General features: G+C 39.7%; 18 protein-coding genes and 2 tRNA genes. 10 read left to right on the plus strand and 10 right to left on the minus strand.

Annotation, left to right across the window (positions count from 1 at the left end):
* Positions 1-28: 28 nt before the first annotated feature.
* Positions 29-574, plus strand: a complete 546-nt coding sequence (locus EHO65_RS18905) for a glutathione peroxidase (protein ID WP_135776104.1) — start codon at positions 29-31, stop codon at positions 572-574.
* A gap of 97 nt (positions 575-671) precedes the next feature.
* Here EHO65_RS18905 and EHO65_RS18910 read toward each other — a convergent pair whose 3' ends face one another.
* The gene (locus tag EHO65_RS18910) at positions 672-1,370 is read right to left on the minus strand and encodes a dienelactone hydrolase family protein (protein ID WP_135776105.1); all 699 of its coding nucleotides are present in this window, start codon (positions 1,368-1,370) and stop codon (positions 672-674) included.
* A gap of 122 nt (positions 1,371-1,492) precedes the next feature.
* Here EHO65_RS18910 and EHO65_RS18915 point away from each other — a divergent pair, with 122 nt between their 5' ends.
* Genes EHO65_RS18915 through EHO65_RS18925 form a run of 3 tightly spaced genes read left to right on the plus strand, consistent with a single transcriptional unit; the run spans position 1,493 to position 6,661 of the window.
* Positions 1,493-2,350: a ChaN family lipoprotein gene (locus tag EHO65_RS18915; protein WP_135776106.1), complete on the plus strand. Its 858-nt coding sequence runs from the start codon at positions 1,493-1,495 to the stop codon at positions 2,348-2,350.
* A 47-nt stretch (positions 2,351-2,397) separates the two neighbouring features.
* A complete protein-coding gene (locus EHO65_RS18920) occupies positions 2,398-5,079 on the plus strand; it encodes a transglycosylase domain-containing protein (protein WP_135776107.1) in 2,682 nt (893 codons plus the stop codon).
* The gene (locus EHO65_RS18925; RefSeq protein ID WP_135776108.1) at positions 5,069-6,661 is read left to right on the plus strand and encodes a hypothetical protein; all 1,593 of its coding nucleotides are present in this window, start codon (positions 5,069-5,071) and stop codon (positions 6,659-6,661) included. Before EHO65_RS18920 ends, EHO65_RS18925 begins: the two co-directional genes overlap by 11 nt.
* Before the next feature lie 15 nt (positions 6,662-6,676).
* Here the strand turns inward: EHO65_RS18925 and EHO65_RS18930 are convergent, their stop codons facing one another.
* The 4 genes from EHO65_RS18930 to EHO65_RS18945 all read right to left on the minus strand — a co-directional run bounded on the left by EHO65_RS18930 (position 6,677) and on the right by EHO65_RS18945 (position 9,439).
* Positions 6,677-7,996: an amidohydrolase family protein gene (locus EHO65_RS18930; RefSeq protein ID WP_135776109.1), complete on the minus strand. Its 1,320-nt coding sequence runs from the start codon at positions 7,994-7,996 to the stop codon at positions 6,677-6,679.
* Positions 7,997-8,004: 8 nt separating this feature from the next.
* Complete coding sequence (locus EHO65_RS18935) at positions 8,005-8,484, minus strand: DUF4405 domain-containing protein (protein ID WP_135776110.1); 480 nt, start codon at positions 8,482-8,484, stop codon at positions 8,005-8,007.
* Positions 8,485-9,223: 739 nt separating this feature from the next.
* Positions 9,224-9,305, minus strand: a tRNA-Tyr gene (locus EHO65_RS18940).
* 61 nt (positions 9,306-9,366) lie between these two features.
* Positions 9,367-9,439 (minus strand) — tRNA-Thr (locus EHO65_RS18945).
* Positions 9,440-9,526: 87 nt separating this feature from the next.
* On the opposite strand from EHO65_RS18945, the gene EHO65_RS18950 reads away from it, so the two are divergent.
* The 4 genes from EHO65_RS18950 to EHO65_RS18965 all read left to right on the plus strand — a co-directional run bounded on the left by EHO65_RS18950 (position 9,527) and on the right by EHO65_RS18965 (position 12,903).
* Positions 9,527-9,910, plus strand: a complete 384-nt coding sequence (locus EHO65_RS18950; protein WP_135776111.1) for a hypothetical protein — start codon at positions 9,527-9,529, stop codon at positions 9,908-9,910.
* 17 nt (positions 9,911-9,927) lie between these two features.
* A complete protein-coding gene (locus tag EHO65_RS18955) occupies positions 9,928-10,752 on the plus strand; it encodes a transketolase (RefSeq protein WP_135776112.1) in 825 nt (274 codons plus the stop codon).
* 202 nt (positions 10,753-10,954) lie between these two features.
* Entirely contained in the window at positions 10,955-11,854 is a 900-nt protein-coding gene (locus EHO65_RS18960; RefSeq protein WP_167482065.1) for a transglutaminase-like domain-containing protein, read from the plus strand.
* Positions 11,855-11,943: 89 nt separating this feature from the next.
* Positions 11,944-12,903, plus strand: coding sequence for a polyprenyl synthetase family protein (locus EHO65_RS18965; protein WP_135776114.1), 960 nt, complete (start codon positions 11,944-11,946; stop codon positions 12,901-12,903).
* A gap of 62 nt (positions 12,904-12,965) precedes the next feature.
* On the opposite strand, the gene EHO65_RS18970 is transcribed toward EHO65_RS18965, so the two are convergent.
* On the minus strand, positions 12,966-13,502 hold the full coding sequence (locus EHO65_RS18970) for a hypothetical protein (RefSeq protein ID WP_135776115.1): 537 nt from the start codon (positions 13,500-13,502) through the stop codon (positions 12,966-12,968).
* A 209-nt stretch (positions 13,503-13,711) separates the two neighbouring features.
* On the minus strand, positions 13,712-14,458 hold the full coding sequence (locus EHO65_RS18975) for an LIC10920 family plasminogen-binding lipoprotein (RefSeq protein ID WP_135776116.1): 747 nt from the start codon (positions 14,456-14,458) through the stop codon (positions 13,712-13,714).
* A gap of 152 nt (positions 14,459-14,610) precedes the next feature.
* On the opposite strand from EHO65_RS18975, the gene EHO65_RS18980 reads away from it, so the two are divergent.
* Both EHO65_RS18980 and EHO65_RS18985 read left to right on the plus strand, forming a co-directional pair.
* The gene (locus EHO65_RS18980; RefSeq protein ID WP_135776117.1) at positions 14,611-15,753 is read left to right on the plus strand and encodes an LBF_2804 family protein; all 1,143 of its coding nucleotides are present in this window, start codon (positions 14,611-14,613) and stop codon (positions 15,751-15,753) included.
* Between the two features lie 44 nt (positions 15,754-15,797).
* Entirely contained in the window at positions 15,798-16,832 is a 1,035-nt protein-coding gene (locus EHO65_RS18985; protein ID WP_135776118.1) for an MBL fold metallo-hydrolase, read from the plus strand.
* On the opposite strand, the gene EHO65_RS18990 is transcribed toward EHO65_RS18985, so the two are convergent.
* Genes EHO65_RS18990 through EHO65_RS19000 form a run of 3 tightly spaced genes read right to left on the minus strand, consistent with a single transcriptional unit; the run spans position 16,829 to position 20,444 of the window.
* Positions 16,829-17,599, minus strand: a complete 771-nt coding sequence (locus EHO65_RS18990; RefSeq protein ID WP_135776119.1) for a ribonuclease H-like domain-containing protein — start codon at positions 17,597-17,599, stop codon at positions 16,829-16,831. The two genes, EHO65_RS18985 and EHO65_RS18990, sit on opposite strands and share 4 nt — an antisense overlap.
* A gap of 17 nt (positions 17,600-17,616) precedes the next feature.
* Positions 17,617-19,386, minus strand: coding sequence for an apolipoprotein N-acyltransferase (locus EHO65_RS18995; protein ID WP_135776120.1), 1,770 nt, complete (start codon positions 19,384-19,386; stop codon positions 17,617-17,619).
* Complete coding sequence (locus EHO65_RS19000; protein ID WP_135776121.1) at positions 19,383-20,444, minus strand: lipase secretion chaperone; 1,062 nt, start codon at positions 20,442-20,444, stop codon at positions 19,383-19,385. The genes EHO65_RS18995 and EHO65_RS19000 overlap by 4 nt, the downstream gene beginning before the upstream one ends.
* Between the last annotated feature and the right edge of the window lie 18 nt (positions 20,445-20,462).

Raw genomic sequence — 20,462 nt, forward strand, 5'->3', positions numbered from 1 at the left:
GTTTCCGGGATTCGGATATGATTCCACTATGGCTCTCAAATCCGTTTTGATCTTACTTTCCTTACTGATAGTTTCCTCTTCTCTTTACGCTGCGCCTAAGGCTGTGTATGATTTTACAGTAAAAGATATCAAGGGAAAGGATGTGGCACTTTCCAAATACAAAGGTAAAACTTTACTTATAGTAAACGTTGCCTCTAAATGTGGGTATACCTACCAATACGAAAACTTGGAAAAGGTATACAAGAAATATAAGGAGAAAGGTTTCGAAATCGTCGGCTTTCCTGCGAATAATTTTCTTTCCCAGGAACCTGGTAGCGATGCAGAGATAGAACAATTCTGCAGAGTAAAAAAAGGTGCAACCTTCGACATGATGTCCAAGATCTCAGTCAAGGGAGAAGACCAACATCCTCTTTATACTTATCTTACTTCTAGTTCTCCCGACCCAGGCGATGTGAAATGGAATTTCGAAAAATTCCTGATTTCTCCCGCGGGTAAGATAGTGGCGAGATTTCGTTCCGGAACAGAGCCGGATAGCAAAGAAGTCACGGAACAAATTGAGAAGGTTCTGAAGTAGAGAATCTCACTTTTTATGCGCGCTGTAGGAGTTCCAACAACGATTCAATTATGATGTAGGAGCTCCAACAGCGTTTCAAATCGTAATATAAGAACTCCTACAAATGCTCTTTCAAAAAAGCTAATGTGATTGCCCAGGCCTGAGTGGCAGAAGTTTTATGGTATGCCGCTCTTGCATCACAGAAGAATCCATGCTCTGCTTCCGAAAAAACTAACTCGACAAAATCTTTTCCTGAACTTTTCAGAAGTTCTGAGATAGCTGCTATATGTGTTTGTTTTACGCTTCTATCCTTGCCTGCCCAAACCAAAAGTAATGGCGCGTTTTGTTTGGGAGAATATTCTTCCGAAGTTTGGACGATCCTAGATCCGTAATACGAAATAGCTGCCTTAAAAGTATAAAGTGAGTTTGCAAAAAAGGAAACCCATCCTCCTAAACAATAACCGATACTTGCAATTCTATCCGGAATACTTTTAGGATTTGTTTTGATCCAATCCAAGACAGCGTTTAGATCTGATTGCAAATTTTCAGGAGTCAATTGGCTGAAATGAGGTTTTAGTGCCATGAAGTCTTCGTAACTTCCTGAGAATCCTGGAGGAGCAGTTCTATAATAAAGTTCAGGAGCAACAGCAAGATAACCTTCTTTAGCAAATCGAACCGCAACATCTTTGATATGATCGTTAACTCCAAAAGCTTCTTGTAATACTAAAATGCAAGGAGAAGGGGAAGAATCCGGATAAGCCACGAAAGTTTGCATTTCTCCATTAGCCGTTTTGATAGCAATAGTTTCCGTATTCATTTTCACCTCTTCAAAAGCAGGTAGAATGATCCAATCAGTTGGATCTTTGTCGACCGATTTACAACCTTCTAATACATATTTAAGTTCTTTTCTTTTTTCTTTCGATTTCCAAACTAAGTTTCATGTTGGTTCGTGTTTTTTGGTTACTTCTTCTTTTTCCTTCTTTTTTATTCTCCCAAACTTTTAATCCTGAAATTTATGATTCGAAAAGTAAATCCAAGGTGGAACTTTCGTATATCATCGAAAAGGCGAAAGATGCAGACGTAATTATTTTCGGAGAAGAGCATAATGATAAGATCGGACATGCATGGAAGTTAGAGGCTTTCAGAAAAATTGCCTCCACATATTCTTCACTTCTTTCCTTGGAGATGTTGGAGAAAGATCAGCAAAGATCGGTGGATGAATACTGCAAGGGTGAGATCACTGAAAAAGGATTTTTGAATTCCGGAAAATTTTGGCCGAACTACCAAACGGATTACCACCCAATGGTTTCTTTTGCAAAAGAAAAAAATCTTCCGGTACTTGCGGCTAACGCTCCCAGAAAATACGTAAACCTTGTATCTCACCAAGGATTGGATTCTTTATATAAGATCAGATCTCCTTTCCTTCCGCCAAGATATACTTATAATTTATTCAGACAAAAAGAATATGAAGAACTTTTGTCTGCAATGATCGCAGAACATTCTCCTACAGGATTTTCTCCGGATAAACAAAAGTTTATAGATGCTCAATATGTTTGGGATGCTTCAATGGCCGATTCGATCGCAGAGGCTTACTTTTTATTAAAAAGAAAGATAGTGCACGTGAACGGAAGATTTCATTCTGATAGAAGTTTGGGGCTGACATATAGGCTGAAACAGATGGGCCTCAATGTTTTGACGGTCAGTATTTTCCCAACCGAAGAAGGCAAAAGTTTTCAGGAAGAAGATTGGAAATTGGCGGATTTCCTGGTAATCACCGAAAGAAAACCGGTGCCATAACACTTTCTTGCTTGTAGGGTTAGCGGATCTCTCCGACATTAATAGAGATGTTGGAAACAAAGGTCCGCACTCTTACAGAATCCAAGTTTGAATGCCTTTCTTGCGGAACCATTTCCAGGCTGCCGGAAGGAGTTCCTACAGGGACTGTTTTTAAACTCACTTGTTATCGCTGCGGCCAGAAGGCATTAGTCAAATACGTATCTTCTCCAATTGAAATTATAGAAGAAAAACCATCTCCCAAAGAGGAGATGCCGGCACCACCTGTTGGAGTTCCAACATATCAGGAAAGAGAAAAACCTTTTGTTCGTCCTTCCCAAAAAGAAGTCTCAAAGGATTCTCCGATTGCAGGCTTCTTAGAAAGTATTCAAAGCAAATGGGAAAATTGGAAAGAGTCCTGGTCCAAAAATACTTCTGAAGATCGTCCTTGGTTCCAAAAGGTGAGAACCGAAACCGAATCTCCTACGGCTTTCCATCGTCCGATCAAAACTTTGTCGGAAAGATTATTAGAAAAGGGTAGAAGGTTCCAATTTCCTAAATTTCGCCCGAATATTTGGCTAGTTCTGATCCCACTACCTTTGGCGTTAGTATTTTTGATATTTTTCTGGATGGGAGTTATCCAAAGAGAAGCAGAAGTCCCAGGTCTATTAAGTATTTTTTATATTCATCAGCCGACTGTCATTTACGATAGGGACGGAAGAAAGGTTTCCGAAATTTTCGGAAAGAAGACAAGCAATTTAGAATGGGAAGCCTATCCTGAAAATCTGAAAAGAATGGTTCTTCTTGTAGAAGACCGCAGTTTTTTCTCACATGGCGGGATTCATTATTCTTCAGTGTTACGTGCTTTTTTCGTAAATATAATCAGTCTTAGATTTAAACAGGGTGCTTCTACGATCACTCAACAGTTGGCTCGTATTCTTTTGAATGATCGTGAAAAAAGTTTAGGAAGAAAGTTAAAAGAAGCCCAACTCGCTTATGCTTTGGAATCTTCTTTGGATAAAGAAAAGATCCTATTACATTATATGAATAATGTGTATTTGGGTCATGGTGCTTTTGGATTTGCCAGCGCCTCCGAGTTCTATTTTGGGAAAAAACCGAAAGACTTAAATGTATCTGAGATGATCGTCCTTGCTTCCTTAGCATCTGCACCTAATCGGTTTTCTCCATTAAAAAATCCTGATCTATCTTCCGGCAGAGTCGAAGCTATCTTAAGGTCTTTGGAAAACGATGGTGCATTAAAAGAAGCTCTGAGACCTACGATCCAAGACATCTACCAAACATTCAATACTCGTTCTCCCGGAGAGACAGTGTATGGAAATCGTAAGGATGATTCTCCTTACGTGACTGAACATGTTAGAAAATTTCTCCAAACAATGTATCCTGATACGAATATATATGAAAGTGGAGGATTTTCAGTTTATACCACAATTTCTCAACCGGTTCAGGCCGAATTGCAGAAGGTAGTCAAAACTCATGTTGAAAATCTTTTAAAAAGCGGACAAGTTAGGCGAAATCGTCTTACTGAGATCGGTAAAAACGCTGATGTAAATCCTTTCCGTAATTTAGTAGCAGAACTTTCTCCCGCATTGGAATTATTTATAGATACGGATCGATTTGTAACTGGAGGAGATAGCGGATTGCAGGCCGCTGTCGTAGCAGTTGATCCCCAAACAGGAGATGTTCTTCTTTTGCATGGAGGAACGGAATTTAAATCGGACAACCAATTCCCAAGAGCGACTGGAATGTATAGACAAACCGGATCTACGATCAAACCGATCTTGTATTCAGAAGCGATCGATTCCGGGATTGCAAATCCTGCGACACATATCTTAGATGCACCATTAATTTATAAAAATTCAGTTTCAAATTGGATGCCTGAGAATATCGGAAACCAATACGACGGGGATATTACTCTTAGAGTTGCGCTTGCAAAATCGAAAAACACTGCAGCGGTCCAGATCGCCGAAAAACTAGGATTAGGCGAAATTTCCGCAGCATTCGAAAGATTTTTCTTTCCGGAAGAAAAAGTTTTGAAAAACAGATTTAGACGAGATCTTTCATTGGCATTAGGTTCCTTAGAACTTTCTCCTTTAGAAATGGCTTCCGCATATTCCGCTTTTGCAAACGATGGGAATATTGTCCGACCGCATCTGATCGAAAAAGTTGTAGATAGAGCGGGTAACGTAGTTTACCAAAGAAAGGACCAGGACGAATTCAATTTGAAATGGCCTCAAACTAGAAAAGCGATCACACCTCCGACTGCAGAGATCATGGTAGATCTTCTACATGGAAGCGCAAATCATGCGGGAGTCCGAAACACAGGCTATAGGGGAGAAGTCGCCGGAAAAACAGGAACCACAAACGAGCACAGAGATGCTTGGTTCGTGGGCGTAAGACCGGGAATTTCTATGGCAGTTTGGTTAGGTTATGACTCTCCGGGCTTTGGAATGGGAAGTTCTGCGTTAGGCGGAACAATTGCCGCTCCTTTATGGGGAACCATCGCTAAACTATTCGATTCTGCGGAGTCTGGAGATAAGGAAGAAAGAAAAAAATACCAATACTCTCAAAGAGCAGTGACGATGGAAATCTGCCCTGAATCCGGAAAACTTCCCGGACCGGATTGTCCTAAAAAGACTAGCGAATTATTTCATCCTTCTCATATTCCTGCGGAAACCTGTCCTCTTACCCATAAGTCGGATGCAAAACAGGAGCTTTTGAAGAATGTTTTCTAAAAGAAAGAACGCGGCTCTTTTCTTTCTGGTATTTTCTTTTTTTCCTAGTTTGAGCTTCGCGGTTTCTTATGAAGAAGCTTATGAATTAGAAAAACTTTCGCCTATATTTGCAATTCCATTATACGAAGAAGTAGTTAGATCTTCAGGCGTAGGAGACTTTAAAAAAACTGCATCTTCCAGACTTTATTTTTTATACGAAAAATTTAATAAATACCTTCCTGCTATCCAATACCAAACAAGAGCAGGAAGTTTAAAAAATAAAAAGGGAGAATGGTCATCTCTCGTAAAAACATTATCCGATGGATTGGGAGTCACACCGTTCTCCTTATTAGCAGTTATAAATTCTTGTTCTAAAGAAACTCCCGTATGGGAACCTCCTGAGCCTACCGTTCATCCTGAAACAGGAGAACTGATACAACCGACTCCTCCTGATCCTTATAGAGTATTATCTAAAAAAGAAAATCATTCTTTGATCCGTCTTTGTTATTCTCTTAAAATGAAACAAAGGGATTTTGAAGGATGGGATAATGTATTCTTTTATCTATTCTCCAAAGATGTTCTGACAAAGGACGAAGCTCTTCCACTTTGGGTGGGATCTTCTATACAATCCGGGAAGGGAACACCTTATAAAAGAGTATTCCTTTCCGGAAGATTCAAAGAGTTAAGTAACGAATCAAAATCGGATCTTTTATTTTTATACGCAAAGTTTCTCCGACATAATGGGAAATTCGAATCCAGCACCAGATATTTTCTTACAAGCAGCACCTATGCTTCTTCTAAACGTGGAAAATGGGAGACTGCAAAAAATCTGCTGATCATGGATAGAAAAAAAGAAGCCTGTACGATGATCGGAGATTCTTTTAACTCAGGTGATGAATCCGAAATATTGATGAAGAAGATCTGTCAGTCAGGTAATTGGGATTGGATACAGAACTATTTACCCGCTCTTAAAATTTTAATGAGAGAAAATCCCGATCCAGTATTTGCATATGCACTCGAAGGCGGCGGTAGAGAAGCGATCGATCTATTCTTAAAACAAGTCGGATCCAAAACTACCGACAAAGATGATGATTCTGAAGAAGATTCTGAATCAGCGGATATCCTGAATAAGCTGATCCCTCCAGATAGCAGGAATAAATTTCCTTTCTGGGATGCTCGCGACAAAGAAGCGGATCTTGTAGTTCCAGATAGAGCGAAATATCTGTGCAAAGTGATACGTAGACCATTCTTCGGAACTCCTTCTATCCAACCGCAATTCTGCAAAGAAGTATCTCCAGGGAGTTTGGAAACATTACTTTCTATCGTAGCAGAAGAAGAGGAAGAGGCTAGCTTTGCATTTGCAGATCCCGCTTATCTTCCCCTCTCCATAAAATGGATCTGGAAAAACGGATCGGAATCCGAATCGAATGGGGAGACTGCACCGGTAAAAGTTTTGGGTCCTTCTTCTGAACCTGGTCCTTGGAGCTTAGAATTTATAGTATATCGTAAAGTTCTAAATCGTGCTTATGCAGAGATCCGAATGAAGGATAAATACTTTGTAGTTTCAGTGAAACCTTCTTACGTGATTTGGAATAAAAATTAAGGATTTATCTCTATCTTACTGTTGGACTCCCGCGCGCCAAACATTGCGAATAGATAAAGTATCTGAAATATTCAGAAGTGGATTTCCATCAATTAACAATAGATCCGCTCTTGCTCCTGGAAAAATTTTACCACGATCATTTAAGCTAAATCTTCGCGCAGGAACAGAAGTTGCAGCACGTAAGGCTTCTATAGGTTTGAATCCTGCGGCCACTAACAATTGTAATTCATGATGAAGACTTGCACCGTGGGCAAGTCCTCCTAGATCTGCGATAGGTTCGGAGACATCACTTCCCGCCAATATATCGACACCTTCTTTATGAAGAGCAATTACACTTTCAAAAGAATCTTCCAATTTTCCTTTCGGATAAACGTTCATATTTTTGGAAAGAGCATCTAACCATTCTCTGCTCAACTTGGAACTAACACGTTTATCCGAAACTAATGTACGAGGGCTATTGCCGAAAGCTGTAGAAAGTGTAGTCAATGTAGGCACAATGAAAGCACCGGAAGATTTAATCTTAGCAATTAATTCTTTGTCAGGTTTCTTATCAAAGAACATATGAGCCAATCCGTCTACTCCCGCAGATATTGCTTTGCGTCCTCCAGCAAGAGAAGTAACATGCGCAATTGCCATTTTACCGCGACGATGAGCTGCCTTAACCGAAGCAATTAAAGTGGCATCGTTAATTACGGGAAGTCCAGGAGTACCGACAGTATCTCCATCTTCTATAATGATCTTAATAAAGTCGGAGCCTTCTTCCACTTGTTTGTCTACAAACTTGATTGCTTCTTCCGGAGTGGAAACAAATGGATAACGATAAAATGTTTTTAAGAACCAGTTGCTACTCAACTGCATATATTGTGTTGGATGTCCGCCTGGAGGAGTGATCCCCATACCCGCAGAACGCATGTCTGCAATATCATTTCGATTTGCAAGTTGCCAACGTTCCCAAAACATCCATTGCCCTGTCATTTCAAGTTCAGTCGTCACCCCAAATAGAAGTGCATCATGTAAACCATCTATATCGGTATGAACATGAGAATCTATTAACCCTGGCATCAACATTCCGTTTTTCGCATCTACAATTATTGCATCTGCAGGAATATCGCCGCCTATAGAATGGATACGATCTCCTTTGATAACCAGAGTCTGATCTTTGATCAGATTTTCTCCGTCGAAAATATTCGCATTGATGATTGCGAACGTCTGCTCTTCGGAGACGGCAGATTTTTTGCAGTCAACCAAAAAGCAGGCAGCGACTATTATCACCGATGCGATAATTGCTTTCATTGCATAGTTATGGAAAGTTTTAGTTCGTAAGTTAAAGTTCATATCCAACATCACTTCAAGATCAATTCTACAATTTCTTCCGGAGATTTATTATTTTGAACGCAGATCTCTTCCAAAGACTTTGAAGGGTCATCTATAATGATATTATTCTTTTTTAAAATATCTGCTGCTTGTTGATAGTCCCCACTCAAAAGTTTGAAAGAGTCGGAAACAGGAGACTTAACGAATTTTTCCAAAATCTGGTCTTCCAGATTCCCGTGCATTTTCCCGCCAATGATAAATGCGATTGAAATAATAAGAATTGTTATACTCGGAAGAAGAAGTTGTTTCTTCTTTGCGTAATTTTTGATGCTGCTCCAATTCATTCGAATATGGAAAATCGCAAACACAACAAAACTTATGCCTAAAAACTCATGAACAACTTTAGTATAATCATCCAATAGATGGAAGAACATCAAGACACCGGTGGTCCCGACGATAAGGAAGATAAAAACTAAATAAGGTGTAATGAATTCTTTTTTGAGTTTCATAGGAAGATCTCTTGGTCTTCATGAGACCTTGGTTGGTCTGAAGGTTCCACAGAATTATCATTTGGGCGACTGCCGCGCTCTACGCTTCAATCAGCAAAGCACCACAAGCGGTGCATTGCCGGATTTCCGCTGCGATCGCTGTCGCGGGGTCATTTCATAATTTGCAGGATTTTATATCAATACAAGGATTTCGATTAAAGAGCCCTCTGCAATGCTCATAATTTTTTTCCCATTTGGGGATGGCATCTGCTAAAGAGAGAGCGCAAAAGTTTTTCCTACTATCTGACACTTCCGGATCGGACAAACAAAAAATGTACATGTCCCTTTCTGCTTGTATATAGTCATACTTCTCTTTGCAATTATGTGCTGGAGAATCAGGGCAATTGTATAAGAAAAATGGAATGATTAGTAAGATGAGCACAAGGGAGATTTGTTTCATTTGGAGCGGATAAATTCGTCGGAAAATCTGAGGAATGCAAGCGATTTTGGAAGTATGACTAAAACAAGGTGGATCAAAATCTAAGACGGATAAAAACGGATTCGCCGTTACGCACTTTGCCATCGTGGCAAAGTTGGCTCCACGGCGTCTTGCTCGCGCCTTCGTCCATCCATGGACTCGGCACGCGTTTGCTTACGCTCTCTACGGATCGCTGCAAACGCTTTCGCTCGCAAGCTTCGAATCCTTCCGGACTTGATTCGTATATTAGGATTTTGTTTTAAGGGGGAAGGGAGAAACTTTTGGGCAGGGAAGGATTCGAACCTTCGAAGGCTGGGCCAGCAGATTTACAGTCTGCCCTCGTTGACCGCTTGAGTACCTACCCGTTGTTGAGAGCCATTATTTTTGCTCAGGGTAGCTGGTCAATCTTATTCGGAAAATGAACGAGCTGCCTATAGGAATCGAACCCACAACCGTCTGATTACAAATCAGATGCTCTACCAATTGAGCTAAGGCAGCGTTCAAAGACATTTTTCGAAATCATTTTGTAGGGTCAATCGATTAAAAAGGATTTTCTCCAGCTTTTGGATATTGTCTTTTGGACAGATGTCTCTTTTTCTGATCAATACTGGAATGACTCTCTCTATCCTATTTTTTTATACAGGGTATTGGTTTCGTTTTAGAAATAACCGGTTGCACAGGACCTTTAATATAGTAGGGATCCTTTTCAATTTGAGCACTGCAATTTATTTGCTCGGCCTAAAATATTTGGGAGAAGGGATAGAGCAGTCCGGCCTTATCGCTACTGTTGATAAAATGTATATAGATATTCACAGAGCGATTGCGGCTATTACCTTGATCTTAATGTTACTCATGGGTTGGTCCGGACTAACTAGAAAAAAAGAATTCCATAGGAAGCTTCATTTTATTTTTCTACCATTATACACACTTGTTTATCTATCGGGACTGTTTTTGTTCCGCTCGAATTAATACCGGAGCTTGCTTACGTGGAAGACACTAAAGAAATCAAAATATTCGCCAATAATATCCGTAAAAACGTGATCAAAATGGTCACTGCGGCAAAATCCGGTCACCCGGGAGGTCCTCTTGGACTTGCGGATATCTATGCTGTATTATATAAAAAGGTCCTAAATCATAAACCAACCGATCCGGATTGGGAAGATAGAGACAGACTTATCCTTTCCAACGGTCACGTATGCGCAGTACGTTATGCTGCTATGGCACAAGCTGGATTTTTTCCTGAGTCCGAACTTCTGACCTTTAGGAACATAAATTCTAAATTACAGGGACATCCTTCTACCCGTTATTTAAAAGGTATCGAAAGTTCTTCCGGATCCTTAGGCCAAGGTCTTTCTGTTGCAGTCGGGATCGCTTTAGGTGCAAGACTTTCTAAAAAAGACTACAAAGTATATGCATGTATCTCTGACGGAGAATGTGGAGAAGGTATGACCTGGGAAGCGGCACAATCCGCAGCTCACTATAAAACCGATAACCTAATCGCGTTTATGGATAAGAACGGGATCCAGATCGACGGATTTACCAAAGACGTGATGAATCTGGAGCCTCTAAACAAAAAGTTTGCTGCATTCGGATGGAATGTTTTAGAAGCAGATGGTCATAATGTTGAATCTATTATCTCTGCTTTCGAAAAGGCAAAATCCCATAAAGGTTCTCCTACAATTATTCTTTTCGAAACGGTACTCGGAAAAGGTGTCTCCTTCATGGAAAATAATCCAGGATGGCATGGAACTCCTCCGAATGCAGAGCAAGAAAAGAAAGCACTAGAAGAACTAGAACAAGTAATCGCTTAATCCTCTTGGGTTAGAGAAAGAAATTTTTCTAACCCGAACATTTCTCTTAACATAACAAAAGTCTCATTCCATTTTTCCGATCACTTAAACAAGTGCGTTCGAAAAAGATGGAAGACATAGTAAATTTATACTGCTCATCCTTTTTTACACAATCATTTCAGATCCGAATTGACTTTCGTTTTTGAAATCAGATTTTATAGATATGCAATCCTCCGATTCTTTCTTCGGTACAGTTCCTTTTCCTCCGGATAAGATCGAGGACAAGTTTTATCAATTAGAGTTTTCTTCTCTTCAGGATAAATCTAGGATCATAAAAGAGATCGCAAGTATGATCCCTTGGCAAGTTAGAGTCCAAGAAGTAGCGGACGAACTAAAAGATCCGACTCTAAGAGTGTTTGCACGTTCAGTAAGTGCAGCAGTTCATTCCGAAAGGATTAGTTATCGTTATTCTATCTTAGCGGAGAAGGGCCATCCAAACCATTACGATGATTTGGAAGAGGGAGTATTCCTGCTTTCTTCCGTCATTGATTCGGACCTTTCTTATTTGGAGTTCAGGACTTATCTGGATAAGATAGCAATCCGGGTCGAAGAGTTGGTCGACTTGAATGAAGACCTCGCTTCTGACGAAGTCAAAGTGCATTTTTTAACCAGAGTCCTCTCCCAGGAAGAAGGTTTCGGCGGAAACCATGATCAATACGAAGATCCGAACAATTCCTATCTTCATAAGGTATTCTCTTCTAAAAAGGGGATCCCAATTTCTCTTTCCGTTATTTATCTGTTAGTGGCTCATAGATTGCAGCTGCCCTTATACGGGGTGAATATGCCTCTGCATTTTCTATTACATTTTGAGTCTTCCGAATTCCAGACCTATATAGATTCTTATCATGGTGGTGTGATGTTAGATCGTTCTACCTGCATTCGTTTTCTAAAAGCGAATGGATTCCAGGCACACGAAAGATATTTCACTCATGCAAGCAGTCTGACAATTCTCAAAAGAATGTTCCGTAACCTGATCCATATCTACCGCAAAAAAGAGGACAGAGATATGGAAAAGATCCTTTCCCGTCATCTTCTCGCCCTGGACAATAAGTGGAAACCTTGACCTAAATTGGTCTGGAACTTCTCTCCTAACGTTCTTTACTGCTTGAGCCAAAAATTCGTTTCTAAATACTGTCGTAACAGGAAACCCGCGTGAAAGCAAAAGGATTGAAGGATCTCTTAGTCCGTAAGTTCGATAAAAAACTAAAAGATATCATAGACGAAGATCTACGCATTCTGGCAGAGATCAAAGAATACACGATCCGTTCTGGTGGAAAGAGGATACGTCCAATTCTACATTATTGCCTTTGTAAAATCCTAGGCTATAAGGGAGATAAATACTCAGATGTTGGTGCAATCGCGGAGTTGATCCATGCTGCCAGCCTACTTCATGACGATGTGGTAGATGAGGCTCAGACCAGAAGAGGGATGCCAAGTGTTCCTTCTAAATTCGGGAACAAAACTTCTATTCTGGCGGGAGATTATCTTCTCGCATGCGGGATTGACCATCTAAACAGTTTAGGTTCTCCAGATCTGATGGACCTGTTCACTACTGTGATCAAAGATCTTTCCGTCAGTGAGCTCATTCAAATGGAATGGGAAAAAAATCCCAAAATTACATTAGATATCTATAATAAAGTCGTATATGGGAAAACTGCATCTCTATTTGGAGCGGTGTCCGAAGCGGCAGGGATTTTGGCAGAAGTTCCTAAAAAGACCAGAAAAAAACTACATGAGTTTGGGATCCGCCTAGGTTCTTTATTCCAAAAACAAGACGATGCGATCGATTATTTCCAAGCCGGCGACCAAACCGGGAAAATCCCTCTAAAAGATTTCCGTAACGGTTTATATACGTATCCTATCTTAAAGTTGCTGGAAATTGCGGACAAGAATGATAAAAAGCTGGCTCATTCTTTATTCTCTAAAGAAGAAAGAAATTCAGATGATGATCTGGTTATTCTTTCCTTATTAAACAGATATAATATTCGAAAAAATTTGAATGAAGAATTTGTGGCAGATGTAGAAGGCTTATTAAGTTTCTTGAAATCTTATCCTGAGTCTAACGAAGGAAATCTTGTTAAAGAACAATTCCGCAAATTGATGGAAGTCTGATTCTTTTATGAAAGGGATAGAAGGCGAAAGAGTCTCTCTCGCCTTCCTTAGCACATAAATAATTATTTTTTGCCGGGTTTTACTTGGACTTTGGAAACTTCTTCCAAGAATTTTTTGATATTCGCTTTTGCAGAATTTTCGTTTGCCAATCTCATTCTTTTCACACCGATGATTGCGTCTCCAACGGTTGCGTCACCGGACTCGTCGATCAAGAACTCCTTAATTACGTCTGCACCTTTTGAAAGAGTATATTTGATTTTGGTTTTTACTGTAAAAGTTGTTCCAAACATAGGTTGATCTAAGTCTAGGATCTCGATTTTAAGGCTCCAGTTATTTCCGAATTGTTCTTCTAATGTTTCGAAAAGAGCGGCCGATTTAACGGATTCTTTTACGGCAGCGGTAAATTCTTCATCGGAGACTTTTGACATCCAGAAAGGTAATGTGGTTTTTCCACCTACCGATTCGTTAATGTAAATTTTATCTCCGACTTTTTTGGGTGCTTTATAGTCCGTTACTAACATCCCTTCTCTTGTAGCAGGGAATGCGCAGTTGAAGATAACTAAAGCGAAAGCTCCCAGGAAAACGATTGCTCGATTCATTTTTTGTCCTTATTGGGGTTAATTTAGAGTAGTATAATTTTCTAAAGCACGTAACGGTCAAATATTTTAGAAATAAGGAATGAATTGCTTTATAAGTATATAAATAAGTTCCCCTTATCCCATTTGGGGTAATTGGAGAAAGATACGAACATAAAAAAGCCGCGAGTGAACCCGCGGCTTTTCTTTTAGCTCTTTATGCTAAACTTTGATCACTGACTAGTAGTAGAAGAACCTGACGGAATCGCATTACTTGTACAGTTAATATCACCTTTGATAGAAACAGTAGGACCATTTGCAGTATTCGTATTATAACATTTTAAACCATCTTGTGTATAACACATACTGGAGGAAGTAGCCGAAGTACAATTGATAAAGTCCGTAGTATAACATTGGGTCAAAGCTAGACCTGCAGATCCGGTATTTACTTTGTTTCCTACTAAATCCAAGGTAACTGTTAAGTAGGAGAGGGCTTGGGTACTAGAAGTTCCAGTATCCACAGGTACTCCACTTCCCCCCCAGAAAATTTTTCCGTAGTTAGCAACGACCGGTGCCACTCCCAAAGCAGGAAGTCCAGAGAAGGAAAATCCTTGCTGCGCATCCACTGTCCCTTGGTTTTGAGTAGCATCGTAAACAAATTTCAAGGTTACGAAAGCTCCTGTAGTAAAATACATCCTTGAGTTGATTGTAAATAAATTGGTGGTGGAACCTGTACTTGTAGTGGTTCCGGTAGTAGTTCCGGTTCCGGAACTTGAATACGGAGTTGCAGTTCCACAGTTCGAAGTTTTATCCTTATCAATTTCTCCCTGGATGGGGAAGGTGGAACCGTCGGTTCCAGTAACAGTAAGATCTACTTTATTAGTATCACCAGTATTGCAGGATATGAGCACTGCGACCGTGGCGATTAGGCCGATAAATGCAGGGAATAATTTGGAAATAAACGGTTTGGAGAACGCCATAATTCTAATATCTATCTTCGGAAAATCATGGTCAAGAATGAAATCTTGGGAACGAAAACTCGACCAGCTGGGCCTTAGACCCTGAAAACTATCCGGAAGGTTCCGCCATTGAGTTGACTTACGTTCTATTTTAGTTTTCGATCGTCCTCCTGATGAACGTAAGGGCCGAATCTTATTCAGATTATAAACCAGGTGTTTTAGAAAAATGGGGCATTAAAATTCTCCGGAATTATGTCAATGAGGAGAAGGAAGAAGAAAAAACTCTTGGACCAAGCCCTGACTTCTTCCCCAAAAGTACTAGGATTATACGTTGGGCTTCTTTCTTAGGATTGCAGATCGGATTTTGGACTACCTATTTTATCATCTTAGTAGAGAAATTTTTTCCTGAATCGCCTGAAGTATTCTCTCCAGAATTTATCGAAAAATGGAGCTATGCAGGAGCGGCACTCGCTATCGGGACAATCATAGAATTTTATCTTCTTTATAAATTAGGACTATGGGCCGCGTATAAACTCACAAAACTTTCAGGCATTCAATTGGAAGAAGATCCTGATCTTGTAACTGGAAACGCAAATCTACTTTCTAGAATGGCGCTGGAAATTCCGGATCCTGATTTAAAACTTCTAGGAATAGATCCACTAAGGCTCACGGATAAAAGAAGTTTGCTGATAAGAACATTCTTCTATAAAACAAAAGTTTTACTTTCTAACTTAATCGCAAAGATAGTCCTCCGAAAAATTTTAGCGAGAAATTCTTTACGTGTCTATGCAGACTATGTGGCTGCTCCTATCACTGCGATCTGGGACGGAGTAGTCATGTATTTGATCTTAAAAGAGCTTAGGATTAGATTACTTTCCAGGATCATTGCAAAAGAAGTCACAGACGAAATATTAAAAAATAGGGATAAACTTAGTAAAGAAGGGAAGATTGCATTTTTAGCCGCGGTCGGGAACTCAGTAGTATTCACCCAAATATTCCATCCTAATCTGGAATATATGTTGATCAAAATGCATAAAGGATTCGGTTTAAATTCTCATGATGGATCTTTGGACGATCTGGATACATTCGGAAGTTTGGTCTCCCAATTATCCAAGGAAGAAAAGAAGGCATGCTTGCGGTTATTATGTATCGCATGTTCCTTCGACGGAAAACTTTCTTCGTTCGAAACAAAACATATTAAACGAATTCTGGGAGAAGAAGCAAAAGAGAATTTAGACTCAATTCGAATTCTTTCCGAGTATATCCGAAAAGGGAATTTAGAAGCTTGCAGAGAAAGGAGTCGCTTATTTTCCTAGAAGACGGACTAGGTAGATCGATTTAGCCAAGGGAGAATTCGAGTTTGAAAATTTATCACTATGACTCAATTCCAGATGTAAAAGAAATAGGAGATGGAATTTTTAAAACGGAGATCCCTCAGCCGTTTTATGCACCCAATAATATTTATATCCTTCCCGATGGAGAACCTGCACTTATAGATTCAGGTTATCTTGCTAATTTGGGAATGCTCCAAAGAGCACTTCGTAAAATCGGACTTAGTTTAAATAAGATCAAACATATCTTTTATACTCATAATCATTTGGATCATCTTAGTGCAGTTCTCACGATCCGTTATTATACTGATGCAAAACTATATGCGATGAAAGGAATGGCGTCCGGGATCGGAAACTATTTGGAACATGTGGAAATGTTCAATAGAGCGTCCAAACGTTTGGTGTACAAAGGTCATAGGGTTCCGGAAGATCGCAAAAGGGAACTAGCAAGGATAGAAGAAGGAAATCTAAACTTAAGAAATACATTAAGTAGAGGAACTCGTATCGACCCTGTTTTAAAATTTGATATAGAATTAGAAGAAGGAGACGTGATCCACGCCGGCGGAAGAGATATAGGTTTTTTACATACTCCAGGCCATAATCTTTGGCATCTTACTCCTTATATCTTGGAGGAGAATATATTTTTCACGGGCGATCTCGTCCTACAAAACATATCTTCCATATATGCTGAGATAGACGGAAACCTAGAAGATTATTATCGTTCCTTAGAAAGAATTTCAAAGATGAGTATTCGTAGATTATTACCTGCCCATGGACCGGAGCCTGAATCCCCTCAAAAGGCAATTAAACTTCTTCATAAAACATTGCAGATCTTAGAAAGAGGTGTGATCCGTAGGCTTAAGGAAAAAGAATACGATCTTTCTTCCTTAACTTTGGAAGCAATGGGGGAGAAGGTCGCTAATTCAGGATATTATAATACTGCGATGGCCATCTTACATTCTATGGTTCGTAAGTTTATAGATAAGGGTTGGGTGGAAATTATAGAAACGGAACCACCTTACGAAACTTACCGCTGGATCGCGGAGTCAGAGGCACACAGTTAAATTTCAGGTATAACTTCTCCGAAAAATCGTGTTTCTTTGATCTTTAAATTATAGGCTTTGATAAACAAAAGTTCTAGGTTGACCACATCTTCTTTATTATATTTTAAAAGAAGATCCAATGCGTCTTGGTCATCGTACTGAACATACTGCCACCATAATCGAACTGCGTCTGCACCATTGACCTCATAAGGAAGATCCCTTTTAATACCTAAGGCCTTTTCGCAACCTTTCAAACCACCTTTGATCCCGAGACTCCTAAGAATATACATTAGATCCAAATGACGGTTCTTGAATTTTTTGCTGAATTCTCTTTCTAAAAAAGGAACATCGAATGCTGCACCGTTATAAGTTACAAAAACATGAGAAGAAGAAAGTTCTTCCGGAAAATCATCCATATTCCTTCCTCTAAGATATGTTTTGAAATCTTTACCATCGTAAGTTCCTACAACAGTTACAAAGTCACCACTTCCTAAACCGGAAGTTTCAATATCTAAGTAGAGAAGATTTTCCCTGATGATAGGGAATAGTCTCCATTTTTGTTGGCTTGGTAGAGCGAAGAAAAAATAATCCCAATTCTTTCTATTCATTTCCTTTCTGGAAAAATCCAAAGAGTCCAAAAGTAATCTGGAATGCATATCGGATGGGGATTTTACTTTTTCTTTTAATACTTCCCTGAATTCGTCCCAATGAAGAATTCCTTGGTCCCAGAGTTTTCCCTCTTCGATCACGTCGATGCCGGGGAGATGGCAGAATGTATGTTCTAGCAAAGATCCCCCTTGGTGTGCTAACCCTTAGTTTTGAAAAACGCCTTTTTTCCTACAAGGAAGAATAACGTGAATGCCAGAATAGTATAAAGATAAAATGGAAGATTTCCCCATTCTGAATAGAATGTATTTCCTCCATTTTTCAATTTTGTCGCAGGAAGTAAAAAGGATCTGGTGTCCTTCTCTCCATATCTTGTCGCGTGATTTAAACTTCTACCGTAAGGATCTACCGCAAATGAAATTCCTGTGACTGCCGGGCGCACAAATGTGAGCCCGAATTCTATTGCTCTAAATCGGACCGCTCCTCCATGTTGCCAAGCTTCTACTTGGGAAGAGAACCAGGAATCATTGGTTGGATTTACAAAAAACGTAAACGTATCCTTGGATGCAAATTTTACGGATTCTCTAACTAAATCGGGAAACATCGCCTCATAACAGATCAAAGGTAGGATCTGATACGAAACATTTTCTTCTTTGCCGGAGCTAGTTAAAATTGGACGAAAATGATCCGGATTTTGGATCAAAGGAGTTTCTTCTTCCGTAGGCAAAGAAGGAATTCTTTCTCTTCTAAAAGAACGAATCCCTAGAAGAGGTTTAGGATCTCCTCCTGTAATATAAAAGGAAGTTTCCTTAAACAATTTTCTTAGAAAAGGGAATGTAGATTCGAAAGGAATATATTCTCCGAACGCGAGTAATCTTCTTTTGTCATAACGTTCCACTTCTCCATTGGAAGAAGAAAGAAGTGTTACCTGGTTTTTTAAACCTTCTGGGAAACGATTCAATTCATTGTATAAAATATCTGCGCCGGTCTTATACGTTAGATACATTAAAGCGCCATGGAATGTAGAAGAATACACTCCTTGTCCCAGATTTTCATTCGGAATAGTTCCGTGAAATGGAACAGCTGACTCAGGTAAGAATAAAAGATCAGGAGGTGGAGAAGTTTCCAAAGAAGAACGAAGACCTAACTCAAGACTAGTGCTGATCGTTTGTCCTACGAATTCCGGATTTTCAGCCAATTCTCTTTTGCCGGGAGATGTATTTGGTTGTATTAGGACCCCTGAGAGTTTTAAGATCCCATCTTCTATGGCAGGAGTGGAATTTGGAACAGTATAATCAGGAGCGGAATAAAGTCTAAAACCACCCAAGGTCCAAACAATTCCGAAAATGAGGATCCCTGCAATCCCGTATCTTTTTAATGCAGGGTTTTTGATCAATACTAAGGAAGAACTTCCTAGGAGTAGAAAAAATCCTACTCCAAATATTCCGGTCCAGGATGCTACTTGCGAAAAAGAAAGATTTCCTTCCGCTAAATTTCCCCAGTACCATGGGAAAAGTTGAGGCATAATCAGATCTGATAGAACTCCCCAAATAGGAAAAATCACCCAGCCGAATAGAGTAAGTTTCTCGGGAGAATTAATGTATTTATTATATAAGAATAAACTAAAATTCCATCCCAAGTAAAAGATGATCAGTTTAAAATGGGAGAAGATCCCATACACTAGAAATAAAGTCCAGGAAATGCTCGCGCCTGCTCCCGAAATTGCGGAAATAGAGGAAGGAATCCAAAAAAATACGATTAAATTGATAGTCTGAGAAAGCCCTAAAAGCCAGAAAATCGCAGATCTAAGTTTCCATTCTCTTAATTCTAAAAATAGAATATATGCACAGAATGCGGATAGCCCTCCCGCCGGAAAAAACTCGAAGGGCTCCATTCCGAAAAGGATTCCGGACGCAATTCCGATCAGGCATAAAAATGGACGGATCGGATTTCTGGAGAACCGGATCATTTACCTTGCAAACGTCTTTGGTCTTCTTCTAAGGCCTTTCTTCTTGCGTAAGCCTCCGCTTCTTCTTGGCCTAAAATTTTAACTCTGATCTCATTTAGAGCTTTATCTCTCTCTTCAGGTCTTGCAGTCGGATGAGCCTTAAGCCAATTCTGTTCTTCTTGTGCGGTTTGCTCTTCCTTCTTCTTTTCCGCGTCTATTTCTTTTAGGACTTTTTCGATCCTATCGGCTCCGTCCTTACCGAAATATTTTTCTCGGATCGCACGAACCTGAGGATCTTTTTCTGCGGCAGATAATTTATTCAGGTCTGCTTCTTTAAAATAAAGTTCAGTTTCGTATTTATTGAACTTAGGCTCTCTTTTATAGATCGTATTATAATAATTTCCGTAAACTCCCTTACGATATTCTTCATATCTTGCGAGCTTTTTATCTCCGGAAAGATTTTTGACTTCGTTTAAGAATTGATCGTATCCGAATTGGAACTCCTTCTCCGCTTCTTCCAATCCGAAGATCAGCTTAGCATCTTGGTCGGAAAAAAGTTCTCTTCTCTTCTTCTTTATGATTTCGTAAATTTCTTCCTGGCTTTTGCCTCTAGGTTGTTCGAATTCTCTTAATACGATCTCGTAAGAAAGATACTTTCTAAAAAGACCGACGAGTCTTTCCCCATCTGCTCCGGGATATTGTTCCAAGATGAAAGCTTTTACTATTTCGTTACACTGTTCCGGAGTATAATCCGCGGGACATTTCCTTCTTAATTCCCAAAGAGAAGATACAAGATCTAATTCACCATTCGCAGCATATTTCAGTATCTCGTCGTAGCTTAACCATTGGCCGTCTTTATATAATTCGCGAGAAGTGGCCATGATCTCCGGATTAATGATCCATTCTCCATTCTCGTTTTGGGTCACAGTAAAGCCTGGAGAGTCTCCTCCATCAAAACCGAATTCTTTGCCGGTCGAGCCGGGTTCCCAAAGAAGGAATACGATCAATACTATAAGGATTAAAAAACCAGAGGCAAAAAGCCAGATTTTCGGGGGGATTTCTTTTAAACGTTCTAACATTTGAAATATTTACCGGTT

It is taken from the genome of Leptospira andrefontaineae, from assembly GCF_004770105.1.
In the GTDB taxonomy this organism is placed as follows: Bacteria; Spirochaetota; Leptospiria; order Leptospirales; family Leptospiraceae; genus Leptospira_B; species Leptospira_B andrefontaineae.

Bases quoted from the DNA above. Each gene is read 5' to 3' on its own strand.
- EHO65_RS18905 (WP_135776104.1), top strand. From the start codon at position 29: ATGGCTCTCAAATCCGTTTTGATCTTACTTTCCTTACTGATAGTTTCC.
- EHO65_RS19000 (WP_135776121.1), bottom strand. From the start codon at position 20,444: ATGTTAGAACGTTTAAAAGAAATCCCCCCGAAAATCTGGCTTTTTGCC.
- EHO65_RS18920 (WP_135776107.1), top strand. From the start codon at position 2,398: ATGTTGGAAACAAAGGTCCGCACTCTTACAGAATCCAAGTTTGAATGC.
- EHO65_RS18980 (WP_135776117.1), top strand. From the start codon at position 14,611: ATGAACGTAAGGGCCGAATCTTATTCAGATTATAAACCAGGTGTTTTA.
- EHO65_RS18950 (WP_135776111.1), top strand. From the start codon at position 9,527: ATGTCTCTTTTTCTGATCAATACTGGAATGACTCTCTCTATCCTATTT.
- EHO65_RS18995 (WP_135776120.1), bottom strand. From the start codon at position 19,386: ATGATCCGGTTCTCCAGAAATCCGATCCGTCCATTTTTATGCCTGATC.
- EHO65_RS18935 (WP_135776110.1), bottom strand. From the start codon at position 8,484: ATGAAACTCAAAAAAGAATTCATTACACCTTATTTAGTTTTTATCTTC.
- EHO65_RS18925 (WP_135776108.1), top strand. From the start codon at position 5,069: ATGTTTTCTAAAAGAAAGAACGCGGCTCTTTTCTTTCTGGTATTTTCT.
- EHO65_RS18910 (WP_135776105.1), bottom strand. From the start codon at position 1,370: ATGAATACGGAAACTATTGCTATCAAAACGGCTAATGGAGAAATGCAA.
- EHO65_RS18970 (WP_135776115.1), bottom strand. From the start codon at position 13,502: ATGAATCGAGCAATCGTTTTCCTGGGAGCTTTCGCTTTAGTTATCTTC.
- EHO65_RS18960 (WP_167482065.1), top strand. From the start codon at position 10,955: ATGCAATCCTCCGATTCTTTCTTCGGTACAGTTCCTTTTCCTCCGGAT.
- EHO65_RS18930 (WP_135776109.1), bottom strand. From the start codon at position 7,996: ATGAACTTTAACTTACGAACTAAAACTTTCCATAACTATGCAATGAAA.
- EHO65_RS18975 (WP_135776116.1), bottom strand. From the start codon at position 14,458: ATGGCGTTCTCCAAACCGTTTATTTCCAAATTATTCCCTGCATTTATC.
- EHO65_RS18915 (WP_135776106.1), top strand. From the start codon at position 1,493: ATGTTGGTTCGTGTTTTTTGGTTACTTCTTCTTTTTCCTTCTTTTTTA.